Origin of the sequence: Actinomadura sp. NPDC048021 (assembly GCF_040653135.1) — a bacterium.
GTDB classification, from domain to species: Bacteria; Actinomycetota; Actinomycetes; order Streptosporangiales; family Streptosporangiaceae; genus Spirillospora; species Spirillospora verrucosospora.
In genome coordinates, this window is record NZ_JBEZJQ010000008.1 from 305,618 (window position 1) to 327,034 (window position 21,417).

The 21,417-nt window shown below is 74.8% G+C and carries 21 protein-coding genes and 1 pseudogene; 15 read left to right on the forward strand and 7 right to left on the reverse strand.

Features of this window, described 5'->3' with window-relative positions; translation table 11 throughout:
* Positions 1 to 11 precede the first annotated feature (11 nt).
* Both AB0C87_RS16245 and AB0C87_RS16250 read right to left on the reverse strand, forming a co-directional pair.
* Positions 12 to 755 carry an aquaporin gene (locus tag AB0C87_RS16245; protein WP_360578174.1) on the reverse strand — a complete coding sequence of 248 codons (744 nt, stop codon included), beginning with the start codon at positions 753 to 755 and terminating at the stop codon, positions 12 to 14.
* Positions 756 to 867: 112 nt separating this feature from the next.
* Complete coding sequence (locus AB0C87_RS16250; protein ID WP_360578176.1) at positions 868 to 1,422, reverse strand: hypothetical protein; 555 nt, start codon at positions 1,420 to 1,422, stop codon at positions 868 to 870.
* Between the two features lie 101 nt (positions 1,423 to 1,523).
* On the opposite strand from AB0C87_RS16250, the gene AB0C87_RS16255 reads away from it, so the two are divergent.
* Positions 1,524 to 2,381, forward strand: a complete 858-nt coding sequence (locus AB0C87_RS16255; protein WP_345186590.1) for a universal stress protein — start codon at positions 1,524 to 1,526, stop codon at positions 2,379 to 2,381.
* Between the two features lie 7 nt (positions 2,382 to 2,388).
* Here the strand turns inward: AB0C87_RS16255 and AB0C87_RS16260 are convergent, their stop codons facing one another.
* Positions 2,389 to 2,979 (reverse strand): TetR family transcriptional regulator C-terminal domain-containing protein, encoded by a 591-nt coding sequence (locus AB0C87_RS16260; protein ID WP_345186588.1) that lies wholly within the window; start codon positions 2,977 to 2,979, stop codon positions 2,389 to 2,391.
* A gap of 93 nt (positions 2,980 to 3,072) precedes the next feature.
* Between AB0C87_RS16260 and AB0C87_RS16265 the strand changes: the two genes are divergently transcribed.
* Entirely contained in the window at positions 3,073 to 3,732 is a 660-nt protein-coding gene (locus tag AB0C87_RS16265; RefSeq protein ID WP_345186585.1) for an HAD family hydrolase, read from the forward strand.
* Here AB0C87_RS16265 and dmpG read toward each other — a convergent pair.
* Genes dmpG through AB0C87_RS16280 form a run of 3 tightly spaced genes read right to left on the reverse strand, consistent with a single transcriptional unit; the run spans position 3,727 to position 6,499 of the window.
* The gene (gene dmpG, locus AB0C87_RS16270) at positions 3,727 to 4,758 is read right to left on the reverse strand and encodes a 4-hydroxy-2-oxovalerate aldolase (protein WP_345186583.1); all 1,032 of its coding nucleotides are present in this window, start codon (positions 4,756 to 4,758) and stop codon (positions 3,727 to 3,729) included. The two genes, AB0C87_RS16265 and dmpG, sit on opposite strands and share 6 nt — an antisense overlap.
* A 50-nt stretch (positions 4,759 to 4,808) precedes the next feature.
* On the reverse strand, positions 4,809 to 5,705 hold the full coding sequence (locus tag AB0C87_RS16275) for an acetaldehyde dehydrogenase (acetylating) (protein WP_345186581.1): 897 nt from the start codon (positions 5,703 to 5,705) through the stop codon (positions 4,809 to 4,811).
* Positions 5,702 to 6,499, reverse strand: a complete 798-nt coding sequence (locus AB0C87_RS16280; protein WP_353835096.1) for a fumarylacetoacetate hydrolase family protein — start codon at positions 6,497 to 6,499, stop codon at positions 5,702 to 5,704. Before AB0C87_RS16280 ends, AB0C87_RS16275 begins: the two co-directional genes overlap by 4 nt.
* 93 nt (positions 6,500 to 6,592) lie before the next feature.
* Here AB0C87_RS16280 and AB0C87_RS16285 point away from each other — a divergent pair, with 93 nt between their 5' ends.
* Positions 6,593 to 7,339, forward strand: coding sequence for an IclR family transcriptional regulator C-terminal domain-containing protein (locus AB0C87_RS16285; protein ID WP_353835097.1), 747 nt, complete (start codon positions 6,593 to 6,595; stop codon positions 7,337 to 7,339).
* A 13-nt stretch (positions 7,340 to 7,352) separates the two neighbouring features.
* Here AB0C87_RS16285 and AB0C87_RS16290 read toward each other — a convergent pair whose 3' ends face one another.
* A complete protein-coding gene (locus AB0C87_RS16290) occupies positions 7,353 to 10,205 on the reverse strand; it encodes an FAD-linked oxidase C-terminal domain-containing protein (RefSeq protein WP_360578179.1) in 2,853 nt (950 codons plus the stop codon).
* Positions 10,206 to 10,222: 17 nt separating this feature from the next.
* On the opposite strand from AB0C87_RS16290, the gene AB0C87_RS16295 reads away from it, so the two are divergent.
* From AB0C87_RS16295 to AB0C87_RS16350, 12 genes and pseudogenes are all read left to right on the forward strand, one after another.
* The gene (locus AB0C87_RS16295) at positions 10,223 to 10,465 is read left to right on the forward strand and encodes a hypothetical protein (RefSeq protein WP_345186569.1); all 243 of its coding nucleotides are present in this window, start codon (positions 10,223 to 10,225) and stop codon (positions 10,463 to 10,465) included.
* A gap of 96 nt (positions 10,466 to 10,561) precedes the next feature.
* Positions 10,562 to 10,951, forward strand: coding sequence for a hypothetical protein (locus AB0C87_RS16300; protein WP_345186568.1), 390 nt, complete (start codon positions 10,562 to 10,564; stop codon positions 10,949 to 10,951).
* A gap of 71 nt (positions 10,952 to 11,022) precedes the next feature.
* The gene (locus tag AB0C87_RS16305) at positions 11,023 to 11,895 is read left to right on the forward strand and encodes a Gfo/Idh/MocA family oxidoreductase (protein ID WP_345186567.1); all 873 of its coding nucleotides are present in this window, start codon (positions 11,023 to 11,025) and stop codon (positions 11,893 to 11,895) included.
* A 21-nt stretch (positions 11,896 to 11,916) separates the two neighbouring features.
* Positions 11,917 to 12,309, forward strand: a complete 393-nt coding sequence (locus AB0C87_RS16310) for a rhodanese-like domain-containing protein (protein WP_360578182.1) — start codon at positions 11,917 to 11,919, stop codon at positions 12,307 to 12,309.
* Between the two features lie 70 nt (positions 12,310 to 12,379).
* Entirely contained in the window at positions 12,380 to 13,165 is a 786-nt protein-coding gene (locus tag AB0C87_RS16315; RefSeq protein ID WP_345186563.1) for a DeoR/GlpR family DNA-binding transcription regulator, read from the forward strand.
* A gap of 269 nt (positions 13,166 to 13,434) precedes the next feature.
* A complete protein-coding gene (locus AB0C87_RS16320) occupies positions 13,435 to 14,511 on the forward strand; it encodes a substrate-binding domain-containing protein (protein ID WP_345186559.1) in 1,077 nt (358 codons plus the stop codon).
* Positions 14,512 to 14,530: 19 nt separating this feature from the next.
* A pseudogene (locus tag AB0C87_RS16325) lies at positions 14,531 to 15,313 on the forward strand (ATP-binding cassette domain-containing protein); the annotation flags it as partial.
* A gap of 151 nt (positions 15,314 to 15,464) precedes the next feature.
* Entirely contained in the window at positions 15,465 to 16,709 is a 1,245-nt protein-coding gene (locus tag AB0C87_RS16330; protein ID WP_360578184.1) for a sugar ABC transporter permease, read from the forward strand.
* Positions 16,710 to 16,755: 46 nt separating this feature from the next.
* A complete protein-coding gene (locus AB0C87_RS16335) occupies positions 16,756 to 18,267 on the forward strand; it encodes an FGGY family carbohydrate kinase (RefSeq protein WP_353835524.1) in 1,512 nt (503 codons plus the stop codon).
* Entirely contained in the window at positions 18,264 to 19,739 is a 1,476-nt protein-coding gene (locus AB0C87_RS16340) for an FGGY family carbohydrate kinase (RefSeq protein WP_353835525.1), read from the forward strand. Before AB0C87_RS16335 ends, AB0C87_RS16340 begins: the two co-directional genes overlap by 4 nt.
* Positions 19,736 to 20,344 (forward strand): histidine phosphatase family protein, encoded by a 609-nt coding sequence (locus AB0C87_RS16345; protein ID WP_353835526.1) that lies wholly within the window; start codon positions 19,736 to 19,738, stop codon positions 20,342 to 20,344. The genes AB0C87_RS16340 and AB0C87_RS16345 overlap by 4 nt, the downstream gene beginning before the upstream one ends.
* The gene (locus AB0C87_RS16350) at positions 20,345 to 21,400 is read left to right on the forward strand and encodes a 2-hydroxyacid dehydrogenase (RefSeq protein WP_345186539.1); all 1,056 of its coding nucleotides are present in this window, start codon (positions 20,345 to 20,347) and stop codon (positions 21,398 to 21,400) included.
* Positions 21,401 to 21,417 lie beyond the last annotated feature (17 nt).

Below are 21,417 nucleotides of genomic sequence, written 5' to 3' on the forward strand. Positions count from 1 at the left end.
CCGCAGAGGAGCTAGGGGGCCTCCTCCTCCACGGGAGGAAGCGGGGTCTCCTTCTCCGGCGGTCCGACGAAGCCGTGCAGTGCCGCCGCCACCACGGCCCCCACCAGGGGCGCGACGATGAACAGCCACACCTGCGAGAGGGCGGTCCCGCCGAGGACGACGGCCGGGCCGAGGCTGCGGGCCGGGTTGACCGAGGTCCCCGTGATGGGGATGCCGATGAGGTGCACGGTCGTGAGGGCGAAGCCGATGCCCACCCCGGCGACCGACGGGATGGCCGCCGTGCTCGTCATGGACAGCACGATGAACACGAACAGGGCGGTCAGGACGACCTCGGTGAGGAACGCGCCGCCCATGTCGATGCGGATGAGGCTGGCGTCGCCCCACCCGTCCGCGCCGAGACCGGTCACGGAGCGGGCGTAGAGCGGCGAGCCGGAGAAGGTCGCCCACAGCAGGAGCGCGCCCAGGATGCCGCCGGCGAACTGGGCGGCCCAGTAGCCGACGGCGTCGAGCGGCGGGATCCGGCGGGCGAGCAGCACGCCCAGCGTGACGGCCGGGTTGACGTGGCAGCCCGAGATCGGGCCGATCGCGTAGACCAGGGCGAGGAGCACCAGGCCGAAGGCCAGCGCCGTCGCGACGACGCCCGCCGAGAGGCTGCGCCCGGCGACGCCGAAGCCGAACGACAGGGTCGCCACGCCCACCGCGAAGTAGACCAACAGCAGCGTGCCCACGAGCTCCGCAGCCATCCTCCTGAACACGCGCTCCCCTTCCCCCGGGACTCCGATGGCCTCGGCCTACCCCGGGAGGCCGGGAAGATCGTCTCCGTGTGAGCGCCGTGACCCGGAAATGGGGGCGGCTTGGGGGAGCCGGTCAGGCGTGCTGGGCCAGGCTGGTCCAGCTCTCGTCCCAGAGGGCGCCGCGACGGCGGTCGCAGCGGCGGCGGACGAGGAGGTAGCCGGCCAGCAGGGGGACGCCCACGGCGACGGCGGCCGTGGCCGCGGCCACGGCGGTGGTGGCCAGGGTGGCGGCGCGGGTCTGGGGGTGCTGGATCGGGTTGCCCGCCGTGTCCACCCAGATGCGCTGCTCCATGCCCGGCCTGACGGACTTGTCGGCCGGGACGACGGTGGTCCGCGTCCGGCCGTCGCGGGACGTCCAGGCCAGCTCGGCGTAGGTGTGCCGTATGCCGGCGCCGCCCTGCGAGTCGGTGTGGACGACCTGCGCCGTGACGCGGTGGACGTTGCGGTGCTCGGCCCGCACGCCGCTGCGGTAGGCGTCGGCGGCCAGGAGCGCGGACGCGGGCGGGGCGAGCACCGTGAACAGCACCGCGGCGACGACGCCGACCGCCCACTGGCGGCGGTCGACGGCGCGTCGCAGTTCGTTGCGGTCGAAGCCGAAACGGCGGCGGACCCGTCCTAGCCTTCTCATTGCCTCCTCCTTCGTCCGTGACAGTAATCGCTCCGGGAAGCGGTCGGGCACGCGCCTCTTCTGGTGCGCTCGCATAGCGCGCAAACTGGCAGGAGGAGGGCATGCACATGACGGGCGTGGAGAGCGGCGAGCAGGCGCACGTCCTGTTCGGCTACGACGGGACGGCGGAGAACGACACGGCGCTGAGCTGGGCGATCGAGGAGGCCCGGCTGCGCGACCTCGATCTGGTGATGTGCCACTGCTGGCACTGGCCCTACCCGGAGGGGCACGAGGACCCGCACGGCGAGGCGGTCATGAGGCGGGCTGGATGGAACCTGCTGGAGCGCGGCAGGCGCCGCGCCCGCGAACTGGGGGCGCCCGGCACGGTGCGCGGTCGCCTGGTCCGCGGCCCCGCCCGGGGCGCGCTGCTGAGCGAGTCCCGCGACGCGGAGCTGGTGGTGGTCGCGGCCCCCGAGCGGCTGGACGAGGGCGCGGGGGTGCTGGAACTCGCGGCCGGCGCCACCCGCCCGGTGGTCGTCGTGAAGGACGGGGTGGGCCCCCGCCGGGTCGTGGCGGGGGCCGACGGGACGACGTGGTGCGACCCGGCGCTGGGCTTCGCCGCCGCCGAGGCGGCGCTGCGCCGGTGGGAGCTGCGCGTGGTGTACGCCTGCTGGGAGCCCGCCGCGGTCGACGCGGACGAGCTGGCGCTGTTCCACGACAGGGAGCTGCTGGAGAAGACGCGCGCCGCCGAGCTGGAGGCGGCCGTGGCCCCGTGGCGCGAGCGGTATCCGCGGCTCGACATCCGGGTCTCGCTGCTGCTGGAGCGCCCCATGGAGGCGCTGTTCGACGCCGCGGACGACGCCGGGCTGCTGGTGCTGGGCGACCGGGGCGCCGGGATCGCCCCGCTGGGCTCGACCAGCACGGCGGTGCTCCGGCATGCCCGCCGCGCCGTCGCGATCGTCCCCGCGCGCCCGGACTGAGCGCCGGTCAGGAGTCCCCGGCCCAGGCCTCGGTCGCGTGCAGGGCGGGGTCGGCCGGCAGGTCGGGCTCGAGGATCAGCTGGAGTATCAGGCCGTCCAGCACCGCGGTGAAGAGCATGGCGGTCCCCTCGCGGCGCTCGGCGGGCCACCCGGGGCGCAGGTGCTCCAGCCGTGCGGCGACGCGGGCCCGCGCGTCCCTCGACCAGTCCCGCCGCTCGGCGCCCATCCGCGGGTCGCGCAGCGCCCGGACCAGCAGTTCGGCGGCGAGCCTGAGGTTGCGCTCCCCGGCGAGCACGTCCAGGACGCGCTCGCGCAGCGCCCGCAGCGCGGCCGCGGTGTCCGGCGCGGCGACCAGCGCGTCCACCACCGGGTCGACGATCGTCTCGCTGGCCCGCTGCGCGACGGCCACGTGCAGCCCCGGCAGCCCGTTGAAGTAGTGGTGGAGCAGCCCCGGCCGGATCCGGGCCCGGTCGGCGACGGCCCGGGCCGTGAGCGCGGCCCAGCCGCCCTCGGCGAGCAGGTCGAGACCGATCCCCACGAGCTGCTCCCGGCGTGCCCGTCCGCGGGGTGTGGACGCGCGAGGCTCCTCGTGGGTCATCACGCCACGCTATCCCAACGCTTGCACCGTGCAACCGACCAAGATCGTCGCGGATGCCCGATTCCCGGGGCGCGGACGGGGTAGGGCCGCCGCATGATCGATGCGGTGCTCTTCGACGTCGACGGCACGCTGGTCGACACCAACTACCTGCACGCGGCCACCTGGTGGCAGGCGTTCCTCCAGCACGGGCACACCGTCCCCATGGCGGACGTGCACAGGGCGGTCGGCATGGGCTCGGACAAGCTGCTCGACCACCTGCTCCCGGACGACCGGGACCGGGACGCCGACGACGGGATCCGCACCGCGCACACGGCCCTGTACGCCCAGTACTGGTCGCGGCTCCAGGCCTTCGACGGCGCCGCAGACCTGCTGCGGGCGTGCGCCGGGCGCGGGAGCCGCGTCGTGCTCGCCAGCTCGGCCGCCGCGCCCGAGCTGAAGGCGCTGCGCGCGGCGCTGGACGCCGACGACGCCATCGACGACGCCACCTCCGGCTCGGAGGTGGAGGCGACCAAACCGGCGCCGGACCTCGTCCAGCTCGCCCTGGAGCGCGCGGCGGCGCCCGCCGCCCGGGCCGTGTTCGTCGGCGACACCCGCTGGGACGTCGAGGCCGCCCGGCGCGCGGGAATGCCGTGCGTGTGCGTGCTCACCGGCGGCTGGAGCCGCGCCGAGCTGGAGGAGGCGGGCGCGGCGGCCGTCTACGACGACCCCCGCGCCCTGCTGGACGACCTGGACCGGAGCCCGCTCGCGCTATGAGGCGCGGTCGCGCTCGGCGGCGAGTTGGAGCGCCACGTCGATGATCATGTCCTCCTGGCCGCCCACGTAGCCGGCCTCGCCGACCTTCTGCAGGATCTCGTGCGCCGGGACGCCGTAGCGCTCGGCCGCCCGCTCGGCGTGCAGCAGGAAGCTGGAGTACACGCCCGCGTACCCCTGCGTGATCGCGCCCCGGTCGGCGAACGGCAGCCGGTGCAGGAACGGCTTCACCACGTCGTCGGCGGCCGCCAGCGCGCCCTGCACGTCGACGCCCGTCGGGACGCCGAGCCGCTCGAACGTCGCGACCAGCACCTCGGTGGGGGAGTTGCCCGCCCCCGCGCCGAGCGCGCACAGCGCGCCGTCGATCTGCCGGGCGCCGTTCTGCTGCGCCAGGACGGAGTTGGCGACGCCGAGGGACAGGTTCTGGTGGCCGTGGAAGCCGACCTGCGCCTCGTGCCCGATCTCCTTGACCAGCGCGCTGATCCGCTCCTGCGCCTCGCCGAGGACCAGGGCGCCGGCGGAGTCGACGACGTAGACGCACTGCGCGCCGCCGTCCACCATGATCCGGGCCTGCCGCGCCAGCTCGTCCGGGCCGACCCGGTGCGAGAGCATGAGGAACCCGACGGTCTCCATGCCGAGCTCGCGGGCGGCGGCGAAGTGCTGCAGCGACACGTCCGCCTCGGTGCAGTGCGTGGCGACCCGGGCGACGGACGCGCCCGCGTCGTGCGCCATCTTCAGGTCGTGGACCGTGCCGAGGCCCGGCAGCAGCAGGACGGCGATCTTGGCCCGGGTCGCCTCGTCCACGGCGGCGGCGACGAGCTTGACGTCGTCCTCCAGCGAGAAGCCGTAGTTGAAGGACGACCCGCCGAGGCCGTCGCCGTGGGTGACCTCGATGACCTCGACCCCGGCGGCGTCGAGGGCGTGCACGACGCCGCGGACCTGCTCCTCGGTGAAGCGGTGCGCCATCGCGTGGCTGCCGTCCCGCAGCGTGGAGTCGGTGATCCGGATCTTCTCGCTGACGTCGCTCATACCTGTTCCCTGCGAGGGGGCGACCCCCCGCACCCCCCGGTTCGCTTCGCTCATTCTGAGGCCTTCCTGCGCGCGAGCTGCTCGCCGACCCGGGCGGCGGCCGCGGTCATGATGTCGAGGTTGCCGGCCCACGGCGGCAGGTGGTCGCCGTTCCCGCGGACCTCCAGGAACACCGCGACGCGGGCCATCCCGTTCCAGATGTCGCGGGGCTCGTCGAACTGCGGCTCGACCCGCAGCGTGTAGCCGGGGACGTAGGCGGCGACCTGCGCGACCATCTTCTCGATCGACTCCGCGATCGCCCCGGTGTCGGCGTCGGACGGGATCGCGCAGAACACCGTGTCCCGCATGATCATCGGCGGGTCCACCGGGTTGAGGATGATGATCGCCTTGCCCCGCCCGGCGCCGCCGACCTGCTCGATCGCGCGGGCCGTGGTCTCGGTGAACTCGTCGATGTTCGCGCGGGTGCCGGGACCGGCCGAGCGGGACGCGATCGACGCGACGATCTCGGCGTACGGCACCGGCACCACCGAGGACACCGCGTGCACGATCGGGATCGTCGCCTGCCCGCCGCAGGTGATCATGTTGAGGTTGGGGGCGTCCGACAGCGAGTCCAGGTTCACCGGCGGGCACACCAGGGGGCCCGTCGCGGCCGGCGTCAGGTCGATCGCCGTGATCCCCGCCTCCTCGTAGCGGGGCGCGTTGGCCAGGTGCGCCTTCGCCGAGGTCGCCTCGAACACCAGGTCGGGCAGAGTGGGCTGCTTCAGCAGCCAGTCCACGCCCTCCGCCGACGCCTCGACGCCCATCCTGCGGGCGCGCTCCAGGCCGTCGGACTCCGGCACCACCCCGACCATCGAGTGGACGTCGATCAGCTCGCTGCGCTGGAGCTTGACCAGCAGGTCGGTGCCGATGTTGCCCGGCCCGACGATCGCCGCCGTCAACGTGCTCATGCCTGCTCCCTCCTTCCGAACCGAGCGGTGACGGAACCGATCCCGGCGAACGTCGCCGTGAGCGTCTCCCCGGGCGCGACCGGCACGGCCGCGGTGATCGAGCCGGGCAGCACCACGTGCCCGGCCTCCAGGCTCACGCCGCGCTCGCCGAGGACGTTGGCCAGCCAGACCAGCGCGTTGATCGGCGATCCGAGGACCGCGCCGCCCGCGCCGGTGTCGATCAGGTCGCCGTCGCGGCGCAGCAGGCAGCCCATCAGCGACAGGTCCTGGTCGTCCAGCCGGACCGGGCGGGTGCCGAGCACGACGCCGCCGCTGGAGGCGTTGTCCGCGATCGTGTCCGGAAGGGTGATCCTCCAGTCCGCGATGCGGGAGTCGATCACCTCCAGGGCGGGCAGCACGTACTCGACGGCCGCGACGGCGTCCGCCGCCGTGGCGCCGGGACCGGCCAGGGGACGGCCCAGCACGAACGCGATCTCCGGCTCGATCCGGGGCTGCAGGAACCGGCCGGTGTCGATCGGCGCGCTCTCCGGCAGGAACATCGTGTCCAGCAGCACGCCGAAGTCCGGCTGGTCCACGCCCATCTGGCGCTGCATCGCGGCCGAGGTCAGGCCGACCTTGTGGCCCTTGATCCGCGCGCCGGCGGACGTCCACGCCTTGACCTGGGCGAGCTGGACCGCGTAGGCGTCGGCCACCGACATGGTCGGATGGTCCTTCGTCAGCGGCGAGATGGGAGTGCCGGTGGCGTACGCGTCAAGGAGCGCGGCCGCGGCCTTCTCCACGGAACCCGGGTCCATGGGGCCGTCCTTTCGTTCGTGGGCAGGCCGAGCCTCTCCCGCCGCGACCCCCGCGGGCAACGCGGCCGTCCCGCGTGGTGGGACACTTCTTCCATGACGTCCGTCCCGTCCGAGGAGAGCTTCCTGCGCCGCGTCGTCGCGGTGCTGTCGGCGTTCCGCCCGGAGGACGACGGCCTGGGCCCGGCCGAGCTGGCCCGCCGCAGCGGCCTGCCGAAGTCGACCGCGCACCGCATCGCCCTCGACCTGGTGGACGCCGGGCTGCTGGAACGCCGGGGCCCGCGGGTGCGGCTCGGGCTGCGGCTGTTCGAGATCGGGCAGCGGGTGCCGCGCCAGCGGGTGCTGCGGGACGCCGCCGTCCCGTACATGTCGGACCTGCGGGAGGCGACCCGGCAGACCGTCCACCTCGCGGTGCTGGAGGGCGGCGAGGTCGTCTACGTGGAGATCCTCGGGTCCTCCGGCGGGCCGCGGCTGCCGTCCCAGGTGGGCGGGCGGCTGCCCGCGCACGTGACCGGGGTGGGCAAGGCGATCCTCGCGTTCTCCCCGCCGGAGGTGGTCAAGGGCGTGCTGGAGTCGGAGCTGGTCAGGGTCGGCGAGCGCAGCGTGACCGCGCCCGGGCTGCTCGCCCGCGAGCTGGAGACGATCAGGCGCGAGGGCGTCGCCTACGACCGGGAGGAGTCCGGGAGCGGGATCGTCTGCGCCGCCAGCCCCGTCCTCGGCCCGGACGGGCTGGTCCTCGGTGCGCTGTCGGTGTCGGGCTGGGCGACCCGGATGCGGCTCGCCGCGGTCGCCCCGGCCGTCCACACCGCCGCGCTCACCCTCTCGCGCACCCTGGGCGGTTAGCCGCTCCGGGCGGTCATCGCCCCGGCAGGCGGCGGGCCAGGAGCTGGGCGAGGTGCTCGCCGTCGCGGTGCGCGAGCTCGCGCAGCTGCGTGCGGCAGCTGAACCCGTCGGCCAGGACCACGGCGTCCTCCCCGGCCGCGCGGACCGCCGGGAGCAGCCGGTGCTCGGCGACGGCGACCGACACCTCGTGGTGGCCCTTCTCGACGCCGAAGTTGCCGGCCAGGCCGCAGCAGTCGCCCAGCCGCTCGACGCCCGCGCCCGCCTTCCGCAGGAGCTCGGCGTCCTTCGCCCAGCCCATGACGGCGTGGTGGTGGCAGTGCGGCTGCGCGACCCCGGTCACGCCGGACAGGTCGGGCGGCGTCCAGTCCGGTGTCTCGGCGAGCAGTTCGGCCAGGGTGCGGGTCGCGGCGGCGACCTCGCGGGCGGCGGCGGCGTCCACGCCCCTCAGCAGCTCCTCGGCGTCGGACCGCAGCACGCCGGTGCAGGACGGCTCCATCCCGACGACCTTGGCGCCGCGCCGGACATGGGGGAGCAGCGCGCGGACAGCGCGGCGCGCCTGCGCCCGCGCCCCGTCCAGCTGCCCGGTGGAGATCCACGTGATTCCGCAGCACACGGGGCGCTCGGTCACCGTGACGCGGTAGCCGGCGTGCTCCAGCACCCGCACGGTCGCCCGGCCCACATCGGGGGAGAACGCGTCGGTGAAGCTGTCCACGAACAGCACGACGTCGCCGTTGCGGCCCTCCGGGCTGTGGTGGGAGGCGAACCAGCGCCGGAACGTCTCGGGCGCCAGCGCGGGGAGCGTGCGCCGCCGGTCGATGCCCGCGCCCCAGGCCAGCAGCGGCTTCAGCGCGCGCGACCGCATCGCCGCGTTGACCACCCTGATCGCCGCGGGGGCCCTGGCGGCGAGCCGGGTCCAGCGCGGGAGCCGGCCGAGCGCGTAGTGGGAGCGCGGCCGGATCCGTCCCCGGTACCGCTGGTGCAGCGCCTCCGCCTTGTAGGAGGCCATGTCGACGCCGGTCGGGCAGTCGGACGCGCAGCCCTTGCAGGCCAGGCAGAGGTCGAGGACGTCGTGCAGGGCCTCGGACTTCCAGCCGTCCGGGCCGAGCCTGCCGCTGACGACCTCCTGGAGGACCCGGGCCCGCCCGCGCGTGGAGTCCTTCTCCTCCCGGGTCGCCAGGTAGGACGGGCACATCACGCCGCCCGCCCCGGTGTTGTCGGCGCGGCACTTGCCCACGCCGGTGCAGCGGTGCACGGCCCGGGACAGGTCGCCGCGGTCGTCCCGGTAGGCGAGACCGAGCCCCCGGTTCAGCGGGACCGTCTGCACGGCGCGCAGGTCGGCGTCCACGGCCGCCGGGCGGACGACGATGCCGGGGTTGAGCAGGTCGTCCGGATCGAAGACGTCCTTGACGGCCGAGCACAGCGCCAGCGCCTCGGCCGAGTACATGTGCGGCAGCAGCTCGCTGCGGGCCCGGCCGTCGCCGTGCTCGCCGGACATGGTGCCGCCGTGCCGGGCCGCCAGCGCGGCCGCGTCGTTGAGGAAGTCGCGGAAGACGCGCGTCCCGCCGGTCCGCCCGAACGGGAAGTCGATCCGGACGTGGATGCACCCGTCGCCGAAATGCCCGTACGGCACGCCGAACAGGTCGTAACCGGCCAGCAGCGCCTCGAACTCCCGCAGGTACGCGCCGAGCCGCTCGGGCGGGACGGCCGCGTCCTCCCACCCGGCGTGGGCCTGCTCGCCGGCGGGCGTGCGGGCGACGAGCCCGGAGCCGTCCTCGCGGATCCGCCACAGCGCGTCGGCCAGCGCCATGTCCTCCACGAGCGCCGAGTCGGCGCAGCCGGACGCGGCGACGACCCCGCGCGCCGCGGAGCGCAGCGCCCCGGGCTCGGATCCGGCCAGCTCCACCAGCAGCCATCCCGACCCGGACGGCAGCGGCGGCACCGCGCCGGCGCCCCGCCGCTCCCGCACGACGTTCACGATCCGCGAGTCCAGGCCCTCGCACGCGACCGGGCCGTGCGGGAGGATCGCCGGGACGGCGTCGGCGGCCTCGGCCATCGACCCGTACCCGAGCACCACGAGCGCCCGGTGCGCGGGTTCGCGGACCATCCGCACCCGTGCCGCGAGCGTCAGCGCGAGCGTCCCCTCGCTTCCCACCAGCGCGCGGGCGACGTCGAAGCCCTTCTCCGGCAGGAGGTGCTCCAGCGAGTAGCCGGAGACCTGCCGGCCGAACCTCCCGAACTCCGTCCGCACCAGGGCCAGGTTCTCGCCGACCAGCCCGCGCAGCCGCTCCATCAGGACGCCGCCGGTCCGCGCCCCCGGCACGTCGCCGATCCGCAGCCGCTCCCCGGACCCGGTGACGACGTCGAGGCCGAGCACGTTGTCGCTCGTGCGCCCGTAGCCGAGCGCCCGCGACCCGCAGGCGTTGTTGCCGATCATCCCGCCGAGCGTGGCCCGCGTCCGGGTGGACGGATCGGGCCCGAACCGCAGCCCGTGCGCGGCCGCCCTCCGGTGCAGGCGCTCCTGCACGATGCCGGGCTCCACCAGCGCCGTCCCCGCCTCCGGGTCGATCTCCAGCACCCGGTTCAGGTGCCGGCTCACGTCCGCGACGACCCCGGGCCCGACCGCGTTGCCCGCGATGGACGTCCCGGCGCCGCGCATCGTGAGCGGCACCCCGGCGTCCCGGCACACGGCGAGGACGGCGGGCAGCTCGTCCGCCTCACGGGGCGTCACCACGACCCGCGGCGGCACCCGGTACAGGGAGGCGTCCGAGGAGTACAGGGACCGCGCGAGCGCAGAGTCGTCCACCCCGCTGACCCCGGCCGCCCGCAGCGCCTCCACCAGCTCGCCGTGCTCACGATGGTCGGTCACGGTGACCACGGTAGGTCATGGTGCGGGCGCCGGACGCCGGGCGCCCCGCTTCCCTGCGGGGGCCTCTGTCGGTCCCCTTCGGCAGCCTCGTCGTGGCGCTCGGCCACGTCGGCGGGCTGTCGATCCCCGACACCTGGACGCGGGCCCCCGGCGTGACCGGGGAATGTCGGCTGCCTGACCGCCCCTCCATCGTCTACCGCAGCCGCGACGAGCAGCTCGGCATGCACCGTCCCCGCCGGGGATGGAAGCGGGCCGCCTGAGAACCCCGGGGTGCCGCCGGGCCCCGCCGGGGCAGGCGGTAGCGTCCGGGAGCGACCCGTCACACCCCCGCCCGGTACGCCCTCGGAGGCCTCCTCGTGCTCGCCGTCACCACCGCCGACGTGCGGATCTTCCTGCATGTGCTCGCCGCGACGATCTGGGTCGGCGGGCAGATCACCCTCGGCGCGCTCGTGCCCGCCCTGCGCGGCTACGAGGGCGTCACCAAGGCCGCGGCCCGCCGGTTCAACGCGATCGCCTGGCCCGCGTTCGCCGTCCTCGTGCTCACCGGAGGCTGGAACATCGCCGCGGGCGACCTCGCAGGCCCCGCCCAGCGCACCCTGGAGGTGAAGCTGGTGTTCGTCCTGCTGTCCGGCGTGGCCGCGTTCCTGCACGCCCGCGCCAAGTCCAAGGCCGGGCTCGCCGTGTGGGGCGCGCTCGGAGCCCTGGGCGCGCTCCTCGCGCTGTTCTTCGGCGTCCAGCTCGGCTGACGCCCGCCGCCGCTCGCCCGCCGCCGCCGCGCGTTGCGCCGGGAAGCAGGTAGATCGTCTAGGTTTGTCCCATGAGCGATGCGGTGGCGGTGGGGCTGGTCGGGGCGGGACCCTGGGCGGGGATGGTGCACGCGCCCGCGCTGGCGGCGGGCCCGGCCACGCGGCTCGCGGGGGTGTGGGCGCGGCGGCCCGAGGCGTCCGCCGCGCTGGCCGGCGAGCACGGCGCGCCCTCGTTCGAGCGGATCGAGGAGCTGTTCGACGCCTGCGAGGCCGTGGCGTTCTCCGTCCCGCCGGACGTCCAGGCCGACCTCGCCGCCCGGGCCGCCCGGGCGGGCAAGGCCGTCCTGCTGGAGAAGCCCCTCGGCATGGACCTGGACGGCGCCCGCCGGCTCGCGGGCGCGATCGCCGAGGCCGGCGTCGTCTCGCAGATGGTCCTCACGCTGCGCTACTCGCGCGCCGCCCGCGACTTCCTCGACCGGACGCGGGAGCTGGAGCCGTTCGGCGGCTACGGCTCGTTCGTCTCCTCCGTGCTGAGCGGGGGCCCCTTCGCCACCCCGTGGCGGCTGGAGAAGGGGGCGCTGCTCGACCTCGGCCCCCACATCGTCGACATGCTGGACGCCGCGCTCGGCCGGGTCGCCGGCGTCCGCGCGCACGGCGACCCGCTCGGCTGGCTGGGGCTGACGCTGGAGCACGAGAACGGCGCGATCAGCCAGGCGTCGGTGTCGATGGCGGGCACGGGGGAGCTCCCGCCCGCCCACGTCGAGGTCTACGGGCGGGGCGGCCACGCGCGGCTCGACTGGTCGCAGCTCGGCGACGACGCGTTCGCCACGATGGTGGCCGAGTTCGCCGCCGCCGTCAGGAGCGGGGCGAGCCCCGCGCTGGACGCCGCCCACGGCCTGCGGATCCAGGAGGTGCTCGCCTCGGCCGAGGCGCAGCTGGTCTGACCTGCCTGCCATGCTTGGTCCATGGCACGCACCATCGATGACATCCTCGCCGCGGCGCGCGACCGGCTCGCGCGCGTCCACCCCGACCAGGCCCACGCCGAGAGGAGTGACGGGGCGGTGCTGGTGGACATCCGCCCGGCCGCCCAGCGCGCGGAGGAGGGCGAGATCCCGGACGCGCTGATCGTGGAGCGCAACGTCCTGGAGTGGCGCTTCGACCCGGCCTCGGGCGCCCGGCTGCCCCAGGCCACCGGCCACGACCTGCGCGTGATCGTGTTCTGCTCGGAGGGCTACACCTCCAGCCTCGCCGCCGCCTCCCTGCACGACCTCGGGCTGACCAACGCGACCGACATCGTGGGCGGGTTCAAGGCGTGGCGCGCGGCGGGCCTGCCGACGACCGGGGGCGCCGACCGGTGACCAGGTGAGTTGAGCTCTTAACATTCCTGGTGTTGACTTCTGGCCTGGCGTCCGGACGGAGGAGCGGGGCATGAGCGACCGGCAGCGGCGGGGGCCCGCGCAGCGGCAGGACGCGATCGCCGAGGCGGTGCTCGCCGCGGGGTCGGGGACGGCCGCCGAGCTCGCCGAGCGGTTCGGGGTCAGCCTCATGACGATCCACCGCGACCTGGACGAACTGGAACGCCAGGGCATCGTCCGCAAGTACCGCGGCGGGGTCACCGCGCAGCGGTCCGGGGTCTTCGAGAGCAGCGTCGCCTACCGGGCCAAGACGATGCGCGAGGAGAAGGAAGCCGTCGCCGCGAGGGCGGTCGAGCTGGTCGAGCCCGGCATGGCGATCATGCTCGACGACTCGACGACGGCCCTCGCCCTCGCCCGGCGGCTCCCCGACGTCGGCCCGCTGACCATCGTCACCAACTTCCTCGACGGCCTGAACCTGCTGGCCCCGGTGCAGGGCATCCGGCTGATCGCGCTCGGCGGCGACTACGACCCGCTGCACAACTCGTTCATGGGCGTCTCGTGCGTCGAGATGATCGAGTCGTTGCAGGTCGACCTGTGCTTCGTGTCGACCTCGGCGGTGTCGGCGGGCAACGCCGGCCACCAGGAGCAGCGGGTCGTGGTCGTCAAGCGGGCCATGCTGCGCAGCGCCGTCCGCAACGTCCTGCTGGTGGACCACACGAAGCTGGGCCGCACCGCGCTGCACCGGGTCGCGCCGCTGAGCGACTTCGAGCGGGTCGTCGTGGACGACGGGGCGGCGCCGGAGGCGCTGGCCGAGCTGGCGAAGCACAAGGTCGACTACGACGTCGCCCCGCGCCGCTGACCTCCGTGTGAGCACGGACGTTATAACTAACATCGCCTGACCCGCACGTGCCTAGATCCCTCATGGGATCGATGCCGAGCTGTGACCAGGCTTTTCCGGCTTCCGGCGCGATCTTCTTCACGATCATCCGTGTTAGTTAACGTGCATGTATTGACACTTCTAACGTTCGTGATGTTACGTTCTCCCCGCGGTGGCCGCCGACCCCGGTCGCGCGGACGCCGCATCGGCTCCAACGCCCCCTTCACGGGCGCACCCCCGAGGAGATCTCAGTGAAGAAGCCCTCCCTCAGGACGGTCGCCGCGGCCGCCGCGGCGCTCGCCGCGCTCGCTCCCGCCGCGGCGTGCTCCTCCAAGAGCGCGGGGTCCGGCGGCGGCGACGCGAAGAACGCCAAGATCGCGTTCCTGATGCCCGACATCGCCTCGACCCGCTACGAGCTCTACGACGCCCCGCTCTTCAAGGCCAGGATGAAGCAGCTGTGCGGCGGCTGCACGGTGCTCTACCAGAACGCCGGCGCCGACGCCTCCAAGCAGCAGCAGCAGGCCAGCTCGGTGCTCGCCCAGGGCGTCAAGGCCATCGTGATCGACCCGGTCGACTCGGCCGCGGCGGCGTCGATCGTCCGGATGGCGCAGTCCCGGGACGTGAAGGTGATCGCCTACGACCGCCCCATCCCGGCGGCCAAGGCCGACTACTACGTCTCCTTCGACAACGAGAAGATCGGCGCGATGATCGGCCAGTCGCTGGTCGACCACCTCAAGCAGGAGAAGGCCGAGGGCGGCATCCTGGAGGTCAACGGCTCGCCCACGGACGCCGCCGCGAACCTGATCAAGAAGGGCATCCACAGCTCCGTCGACCCGAGCGGCTTCAAGCTGCTGGCCGAGTACGACACGCCCGGCTGGGAGCCCGCGAAGGCCCAGCAGTGGGTCAGCGGCCAGATCAGCAAGTTCCGCGGCCAGATCGCGGGCGTCGTCGCCGCGAACGACGGCACCGGCGGCGCCGCCGTCGCCGCGTTCAAGGCCGCCGGCACCGACGTCCCGCCGGTGACCGGCAACGACGCCGAGCTCGCCGCCGCGCAGCGGATCATCGCCGGCGACCAGTACAACACGATCTCCAAGCCGATCAAGATCGTGGCGGAGGCCGCCGCCAACGCGGCCCACACGTTCGTCCAGGGCGAGACCCCCAAGGGCAACACGACGCTGTTCGGCACGCCGTCGGAGCTCTTCACGCCGACCGTCGTCACCCAGGACAACATCGGCAAGGTCCTGCTCGGCCCGGACGGTGCCCTCAAGGCCGACAAGGTCTGCACCGCCGAGTACGCGGCCGCCTGCGCCAAGCTCGGCCTCAAGTAGCGATCTCCCGAGGTTCGTCATGTCACCAACGCCCACCCCGGCCGCCGGCGCGGCGCGCCCGCTGCTGTCGCTGCGCGGCGTCAGCAAGTCGTTCGGCGCGGTCGCCGCGCTCACCGGCGTCGACCTGGACGTCGCCGCCGGCGAGGTCGTCGCCCTCGTCGGCGACAACGGCGCCGGCAAGTCCACCCTCGTGAAGGTCCTGTCGGGCGTGCACGCCCCGGACGCGGGGACCATCACCTTCGAGTCGCGGGAGGTGAGCATCCCCACCCCGGCCGCGGCGCAGCAGCTCGGCATCGCGACCGTCTTCCAGGACCTCGCCCTCTGCGAGAACCTCAACGTGATCGAGAACCTGTTCCTCGGCCGCGAGATGCGGGCGCTGCGCCTGGACGACGTCGCGATGGAGGTCCGCTCGCGCGAGCTGCTCACCCAGCTCTCGGCGAAGATCCCCTCGGTGGGGGTCCCGGTCGCGGCGCTGTCGGGCGGCCAGCGGCAGACGGTGGCGATCGCCCGGTCGCTGCTCGGCGACCCGAAGGTCATCATCCTGGACGAGCCGACCGCCGCGCTCGGCGTCGCGCAGACCGCCGAGGTGCTCAACCTGATCGAGCGGCTCAGGGAGCGCGGCCACGGCGTCCTCATGATCAGCCACAACATGGCCGACGTGCAGGCCGTCGCCGACACCGTCGCCGTGCTGCGCCTCGGCCGCAACAACGGCGTGTTCGACGCGCGGACGACCTCCGCCGAGGAACTGGTCGCCGCCATCACCGGCGCGACCGACAACGTGGTGAGCCGCCGCGCCGGCAAGCTCCGCCCCGAGGCGCGGGACACCCCCGCAGAGGACGGCGGCGACACCGGGACGGCGCAGGAGAAGGACGCCGCCGCCGGCGGCGCGGACGGGCCGGACGGCGACCGGCCCGAGCGGGTCGCACCGGGCGGCCCGAGGAAGGGAGCGGGCGATGAGTGACCTCATGGCGCCCCCGCAGACCGGGACCGGCCTGCCGGGCGAGCAGGGGGAGCGGGGCGTGCGCGCCGCGCTGGCGGCCGCGGCCGACCGGGTCCGCGGCGGCGACCTCGGCGTCGCGCCGGTGGTCGGCGGGCTGATCGTGATCTGGACCGTGATGCAGATCCTCAACCCGGTCTTCCTGTCCAGCGCGAACCTGGTGAACCTGGCGCTGGAGTGCGTGCCGGTCGGCGTGATCGCGCTCGGCGTGATGTTCATGCTGCTGGTCGGGCAGATCGACCTGTCGGTGGGCTCGGTCAGCGGGCTCAGCGCCGCCGTCGTCGCGGTGCTGTTCGTCGACCACGGCTGGCCGTCCTGGCTCGCGATCGTCGCCGCCGTGGCGCTGGCCGTCGCGCTCGGCTGGTTCTACGCCCAGGTGTTCAACCGGCTCGGCGTGCCCAGCTTCGTGATCACCCTGGCGGGGCTGCTCGGCTGGCTCGGCCTGCAGCTGTGGATCCTCGGGCCCAAGGGCTCGATCAACCTGCCGTTCGACTCGCGGCTGGTGACCTTCGCCCAGCTGGACTTCCTCCCGCCGTGGTTCGCCTACGCGCTGGTCGCCGTCGGCGCGGCCGGGCTGTACCTGACGGGCCACAACCGGGCCGCGCAGCGCCGCAGGGCGGGCCTGCCCGCGACGACGGAGCGCACGCTCATCCTGCGCAGCGCCGCCCTGCTCGCCGGCCTCGGCGTGGCGGTCTGGTACCTGAACCGGGACCGCGGCGTCGGCTGGATGTTCGTCCTGTTCCTGGTGCTCGTGCTGGCGACGCACTACGTCCTGTCCCGGACGAAGTACGGCAAGTCCGTGTACGCGGTCGGCGGCAACGTCGAGGCGGCTCGGCGCGCCGGCATCAACGTCAGGACGGTCTACGCCTCGGCGTTCGTCCTGTGCACCACGCTCGCCGCGATCGGCGGCGTCCTCGCCGCGGCGCGCCTCGCGGCGGCCAACCAGAGCAGCGGCGGCGGCGACGTCAACCTGAACGCGATCGCGGCGGCCGTCATCGGCGGGACGAGCCTGTTCGGCGGGCGCGGCAACGCCTTCGCGGCACTGCTCGGCATCCTGGTCATCCAGTCGATCTCCAGCGGGCTGACGCTGCTGAACCTCGACTCGTCCTACCGTTTCATGGTCACCGGCGCCGTGCTGCTGCTCGCCGTGGCGCTGGACTCGGTCGCCCGCCGCTCCCGCGCCTCGCACGGCCGCGCCTGACCGGCACGGGTTGGATGGGACCACTACGCAACGGACGGGGGAGCCGATGACGGTCGTCTGCGTCGACGCGGGCACCACGATGATCAAAGCGGTGGGGTACGCCGGGGACGGCGCCGAACTGGCCGTCGCCCGGCGGCCCACCGAGGTCGCCCGGCCCGCGCCGGGACACGCCGAGCAGGACATGGCCGCGGTGTGGCGGGCCGTCGCCGACGCCGTCCGGGAGGTGCTCGGGAAGGTCGGCGGCGACGTCGACTTCCTCGCGCTCACCGCGCAGGGCGACGGCTGCTGGCTGGTGGACGGCGACGGCGCGCCCACCGGCCCGGCGATCCTGTGGAACGACGGCCGCGCCGCCCCCGCCGTCGAGCGCTGGGCGGCCTCCGGCGTGCTGGAGCGGGCGTTCCGCGTCAACGGGTCGCTGCACTTCGCGGGCCTGCCGAACGCGATCCTCACCTGGCTGCGCGAGCACGACCCTGACCGGCTCGCCCGGTCGGCGGCGTCCCTCACCTGCGGCGGCTGGATCTTCTCCCGCCTCACCGGGCGGATCGCGGTGGACGGCTCGGACGCGTCCGCGCCGTTCCTGGACATCGCCGAGCTCCGCTACTCGGACGAACTGGTCCGCGCCTACGACATGGAGTGGGCGCGGCGGCTCCTGCCCGACGTGCTCGGCGACGACCGGCGCGCCGCTCCCCTGACCCGGGGCGCGGCGGACGAGCTGGGGCTGCCGGAGGGCCTGCCCGTCGTCCTCGCCCCCTACGACATCGCGTCCACCGCGATCGGCGTCGGCGCGGTCGACCCCGGCCAGGCCTGCACGATCCTCGGCACGACGCTGTGCACCGAGACGGTCGTGGACGGCCCGCGGCTGGGCGGCGACCCGTCCGGCCTCACGGTCGCGATGGGCCTGCCGGGCCGCTACCTGCGGGCCTTCCCGACGCTCGCGGGCGGCCAGGTCGTCGACTGGGCGTGCCGCGTGCTCGGCCTCGCCGCGCCCGCGGCGCTCGCCGAGCTGGCCGCGTCGGCGGCGCCGGGCGCCGACGGGCTGGTCTTCCTGCCGTACCTGTCGCCCGCCGGCGAACGCGCGCCGTTCCTGGACCCGCAGGCGCGCGGCGCGTTCCACGGCCTCACCGTCCACCACGAGCGCGAGCACGTCGCCCGCGCCGTCCTGGAGGGGCTCAGCCTGGTCGTCCGCGACTGCCTGACGGCGGCAGAGACCCGTCCCACCGAGCTGCGGGTCAGCGGCGGCGGCTCGGCCAGCCCCGTCTGGCTGGGCATGCTGGCCGACGTCACGGGCGTCCCGGTCGTCCGGTCCGCCGACAGCGAGGCCGGGGCGCGCGGCGCGTTCATCACCGGCCTCCTGGCCACCGGGCGGGCCGCCGACGCCCGCGCCGCCGCCGGAGACCACGTCCGTCCCGGCGACACCCACGCGCCCGACCCGGACCGGGCGGCTCACTACTCCCAGACCTACGAGGACTTCTTGACGATCCGCTCCACCACGGCGCCCGCCTGGCCGACCCTCGCGGCGGCCCGCGCCCGCACCGGCCTGGACGGCGGCGCCCGGTGACCGACCAGAACGAGGCGGTGTGGGTCGGGGTCGACCTGGGGACGCAGAGCGTGCGCGCGCTCGCCGTCACCGCGTCGGGCGACGTGGCGGGCGCCGGCAGCCGGGCGCTGACCGGGCGGCGGGACGGCCCCCGGCACGAGCAGGACCCCGAGGACTGGTGGACGGCGGTCGGCGCCGCCTGCCGGGAGGCGCTGCGCGACGTCCCGGCGCCGGCGGTGCAGGCCGTCGCCGTCGACGCCACGTCCGGGACGATCCTGCTCACCGACGACGGCGGGCGGCCGCTGACCCCGGCGCTCATGTACGACGACACCCGCGCCGCCGGCCACGTCCAGCGGGTCAACGAGGCCGGCGGCGAGGTATGGCGCGCCCTCGGCTACCAGCGCATGCAGCCCGCCTGGGCGCTGCCGAAGCTGCTGTGGCTCCTGGAGCACCACCCGCGCGAGGGCGCCCGCCTCGCCCACCAGGCCGACTTCGTCAACCGGCGGCTGACCGGGCACCCGGTGGCCGCCGACCTCAGCAACGCGCTCAAGACCGGGGCGGACCTCGTCGCCGAGGACTGGCCCGCGGACGTCCTCGACGCGCTGGGCGTCCCCGCCGGCCTGCTCCCGCCCCTGGAACGGTCCGGCACCCCGCTCGGGACGGTCTGCGCCGCGGCCGCCGAGGCGACCGGCCTCCCCGAAGGGACCCCGGTCGTCGCGGGCGCCACCGACGGCTGCGCCGCGCAGCTCGGCACCGGGTGCCTCACCGTCGGATCCTGGAACTCCGTCCTCGGCACGACCCTCGTCCTCAAAGGCGTCAGCGACGACCTCGTCCAGGACCCGTTCGGAGTCGTCTACTCCCACAAGGCCCCGGACGGGCGGTGGCTGCCCGGCGGCGCGTCCAGCACCGGCGCCGGCGCGCTCTCCCGCGACTTCCCGGGCCGCGACCTGGCCGACCTGGACCGGCGCGCCGCCCGGCACGAACCCGCGGCGGCGCTCGCCTACCCGCTCGTCCCGGCGGGGGAGCGGTTCCCGTTCCTCGCGCCGGACGCCCGCGGCTTCCGGCTGGGCGGCACGGGCGACGAGGCCGACGACTTCGCCGCCCTCCTGCAGGGCGTCGGCTACCTGGAGCGGCTCTGCTTCGACCACCTCGACCTGCTCGGCGCGCCCACCGGCGGCGACCTGACGCTGACGGGCGGGGCCGCGCGCAGCCGGTACTGGTGCCAGCTGCGCGCCGACATCCTCGGCCGCCCCGTCGTGCTGCCCCGGCAGGCCGAGCCCGCGCTCGGCGCCGCCGTCCTCGCCGCCGCGCCGGGCCGCGACATCGCCGAGACCGCCGGGCGGATGGTCGCCGTCAGGGCGGTGATCGACCCGCGTCCGGACAGGACCGGCGTGTTCGACGCGCCCTACCTGCGCCTGGTCGGTGAGCTGGAACGGCGCGGATGGCTGCCCGCCGAGACCGCCGCGCACGCACGCGAGAGGACATCACGATGACGCGCCTCATCCTCGTCCGGCACGGGGAGACCGAATGGCACGCCGACAACCGCTACGCGGGGACCAGCGACGTCGCGCTGACGCCGCGCGGCCTGGAGCAGGCCCGCGCCCTGGCCGCGTGGGCGGGCACGGCCCGGCCCGACGCGGTGTGGTGCTCGGACCTGTCGCGGTCCCGGCTGACCGCGGCGCCGTCCGCCGCGGCGATCGGCGCGCGGCTGCACGTCGACGAGCGGCTCCGGGAACTGGACTTCGGGCAGGGCGAGGGGCTCACCCGCGCGGAGATGGAACGCAAGTTCCCCGAGGATCTGCGCGCCTTCCTTGCCGACCCCGTCGCCGCGCACCTTCCCGGCGGCGAGGATCCGTCCGCCGCCGCCCGCCGCTTCACCGCGTGCCTGGACGACATCTCCCGCCTGCACCAGGGCGGCCGCGTCCTGGTCGTCGCGCACTCCACGGCGATCCGGCTCGCGCTGTGCCGGCTGCTGGGGGTGCCGCTCAAGGACTACCGGCGGCGGTTCCCGTCGCTGGGCAACTGCGCACTGACCGAGATCCGGCTCCGGGACGGCGAGGCCGCCCTCCTGGAGTTCAACACCCCACTGGAGCGATGAATGACTACCCGCGTGCTCGCGGCCGGTGACCTTTTCGTCCGCAACGAGCTGCTCATCGACGCCCTGCGCGCCGAGGCGCCCGCCGACCTGGCGTTCTCGGAGGTCACCCTGCCGTGGCCGGTGGAGCCGTTCGGGCGCGTCGCGGAGGTGGACGAGGCGTCGGGGACCGAGGAGCAGCTCATCGAGGCGCTGCGCGGCGCCGAGGTCTGCGTCACCCAGATGGCCCCGCTGACCCGGCGGATCCTGGAGGCCTCGCCGGACCTGCGGCTGTTCGGGATCAGCCGCGGCGGGCCCGTCAACGCCAACCTGGAGGCGGCGACCGAGCACGGCGTGGCCGTCTGCTTCGCGCCCGGCCGCAACGCCGGCGCCACCGCCGAGCACACCCTCGGGCTGATCCTCGCGGCGGTCCGGCGCATCCCGCAGACGCACGTCGACCTGATGGCGGGGCAGTGGCGCGGCGACTACTACCGCTACGACGACGTCGGCATCGAGATCCAGGGCAGCACCGCCGGTCTCGTCGGCTGCGGCGCCGTCGGCCGCCGCGTCGCCCGGGCCCTCGCCGCGCTCGGCGCCCGCGTGCTCGTCCACGACCCGTACCTGGACGACCTCGGCGACCTGTCCGGCATCGCCGAACTCGTCCCGCTCGACGAGCTGCTGGCGCGCGCGCAGATCGTCTCCCTGCACGCCCGCGCGACGCCGCAGACCACGGGGATGATCGGCGCCGCGCAGATCGCCGCGATGCCGCCCGGCTCCATCATCGTCAACTGCGCGCGCGGGTCGCTGCTGGACTACGAGGCCGTCTGCGACGCCGCCGAGTCCGGCCACCTGTTCGCCGCCGCGTTCGACGTCTTCCCCGAGGAGCCGATCCCCGCCGGGTCGCGGCTGCTGACCACCCCGAACATCATCGTCACACCGCACCTGGCCGGGGCCAGCAAGCAGACCGCCGCCAACGCGGCCCGCATCCTCGCCGCCGACGTCGGCCGCCACCTGCGCGGCGAGGCCCTCCTGCACTGCGCGAACCCCGAGGTGCTGGCCCCCCGGCCCACCGGCCCCTGACCTCCCCACCCCCCACC

Coding starts and splice junctions, on each gene's coding strand:
- AB0C87_RS16265 (WP_345186585.1), top strand. CDS start 3,073: ATGATCGATGCGGTGCTCTTCGACGTCGACGGCACGCTGGTCGACACC.
- AB0C87_RS16255 (WP_345186590.1), top strand. CDS start 1,524: ATGCACATGACGGGCGTGGAGAGCGGCGAGCAGGCGCACGTCCTGTTC.
- AB0C87_RS16330 (WP_360578184.1), top strand. CDS start 15,465: ATGAGTGACCTCATGGCGCCCCCGCAGACCGGGACCGGCCTGCCGGGC.
- AB0C87_RS16305 (WP_345186567.1), top strand. CDS start 11,023: ATGAGCGATGCGGTGGCGGTGGGGCTGGTCGGGGCGGGACCCTGGGCG.
- AB0C87_RS16295 (WP_345186569.1), top strand. CDS start 10,223: ATGGTGCGGGCGCCGGACGCCGGGCGCCCCGCTTCCCTGCGGGGGCCT.
- AB0C87_RS16250 (WP_360578176.1), bottom strand. CDS start 1,422: ATGAGAAGGCTAGGACGGGTCCGCCGCCGTTTCGGCTTCGACCGCAAC.
- dmpG (WP_345186583.1), bottom strand. CDS start 4,758: ATGAGCGACGTCAGCGAGAAGATCCGGATCACCGACTCCACGCTGCGG.
- AB0C87_RS16345 (WP_353835526.1), top strand. CDS start 19,736: ATGACGCGCCTCATCCTCGTCCGGCACGGGGAGACCGAATGGCACGCC.
- AB0C87_RS16315 (WP_345186563.1), top strand. CDS start 12,380: ATGAGCGACCGGCAGCGGCGGGGGCCCGCGCAGCGGCAGGACGCGATC.
- AB0C87_RS16280 (WP_353835096.1), bottom strand. CDS start 6,499: ATGGACCCGGGTTCCGTGGAGAAGGCCGCGGCCGCGCTCCTTGACGCG.
- AB0C87_RS16260 (WP_345186588.1), bottom strand. CDS start 2,979: ATGACCCACGAGGAGCCTCGCGCGTCCACACCCCGCGGACGGGCACGC.
- AB0C87_RS16285 (WP_353835097.1), top strand. CDS start 6,593: ATGACGTCCGTCCCGTCCGAGGAGAGCTTCCTGCGCCGCGTCGTCGCG.
- AB0C87_RS16275 (WP_345186581.1), bottom strand. CDS start 5,705: ATGAGCACGTTGACGGCGGCGATCGTCGGGCCGGGCAACATCGGCACC.
- AB0C87_RS16310 (WP_360578182.1), top strand. CDS start 11,917: ATGGCACGCACCATCGATGACATCCTCGCCGCGGCGCGCGACCGGCTC.
- AB0C87_RS16350 (WP_345186539.1), top strand. CDS start 20,345: ATGACTACCCGCGTGCTCGCGGCCGGTGACCTTTTCGTCCGCAACGAG.
- AB0C87_RS16335 (WP_353835524.1), top strand. CDS start 16,756: ATGACGGTCGTCTGCGTCGACGCGGGCACCACGATGATCAAAGCGGTG.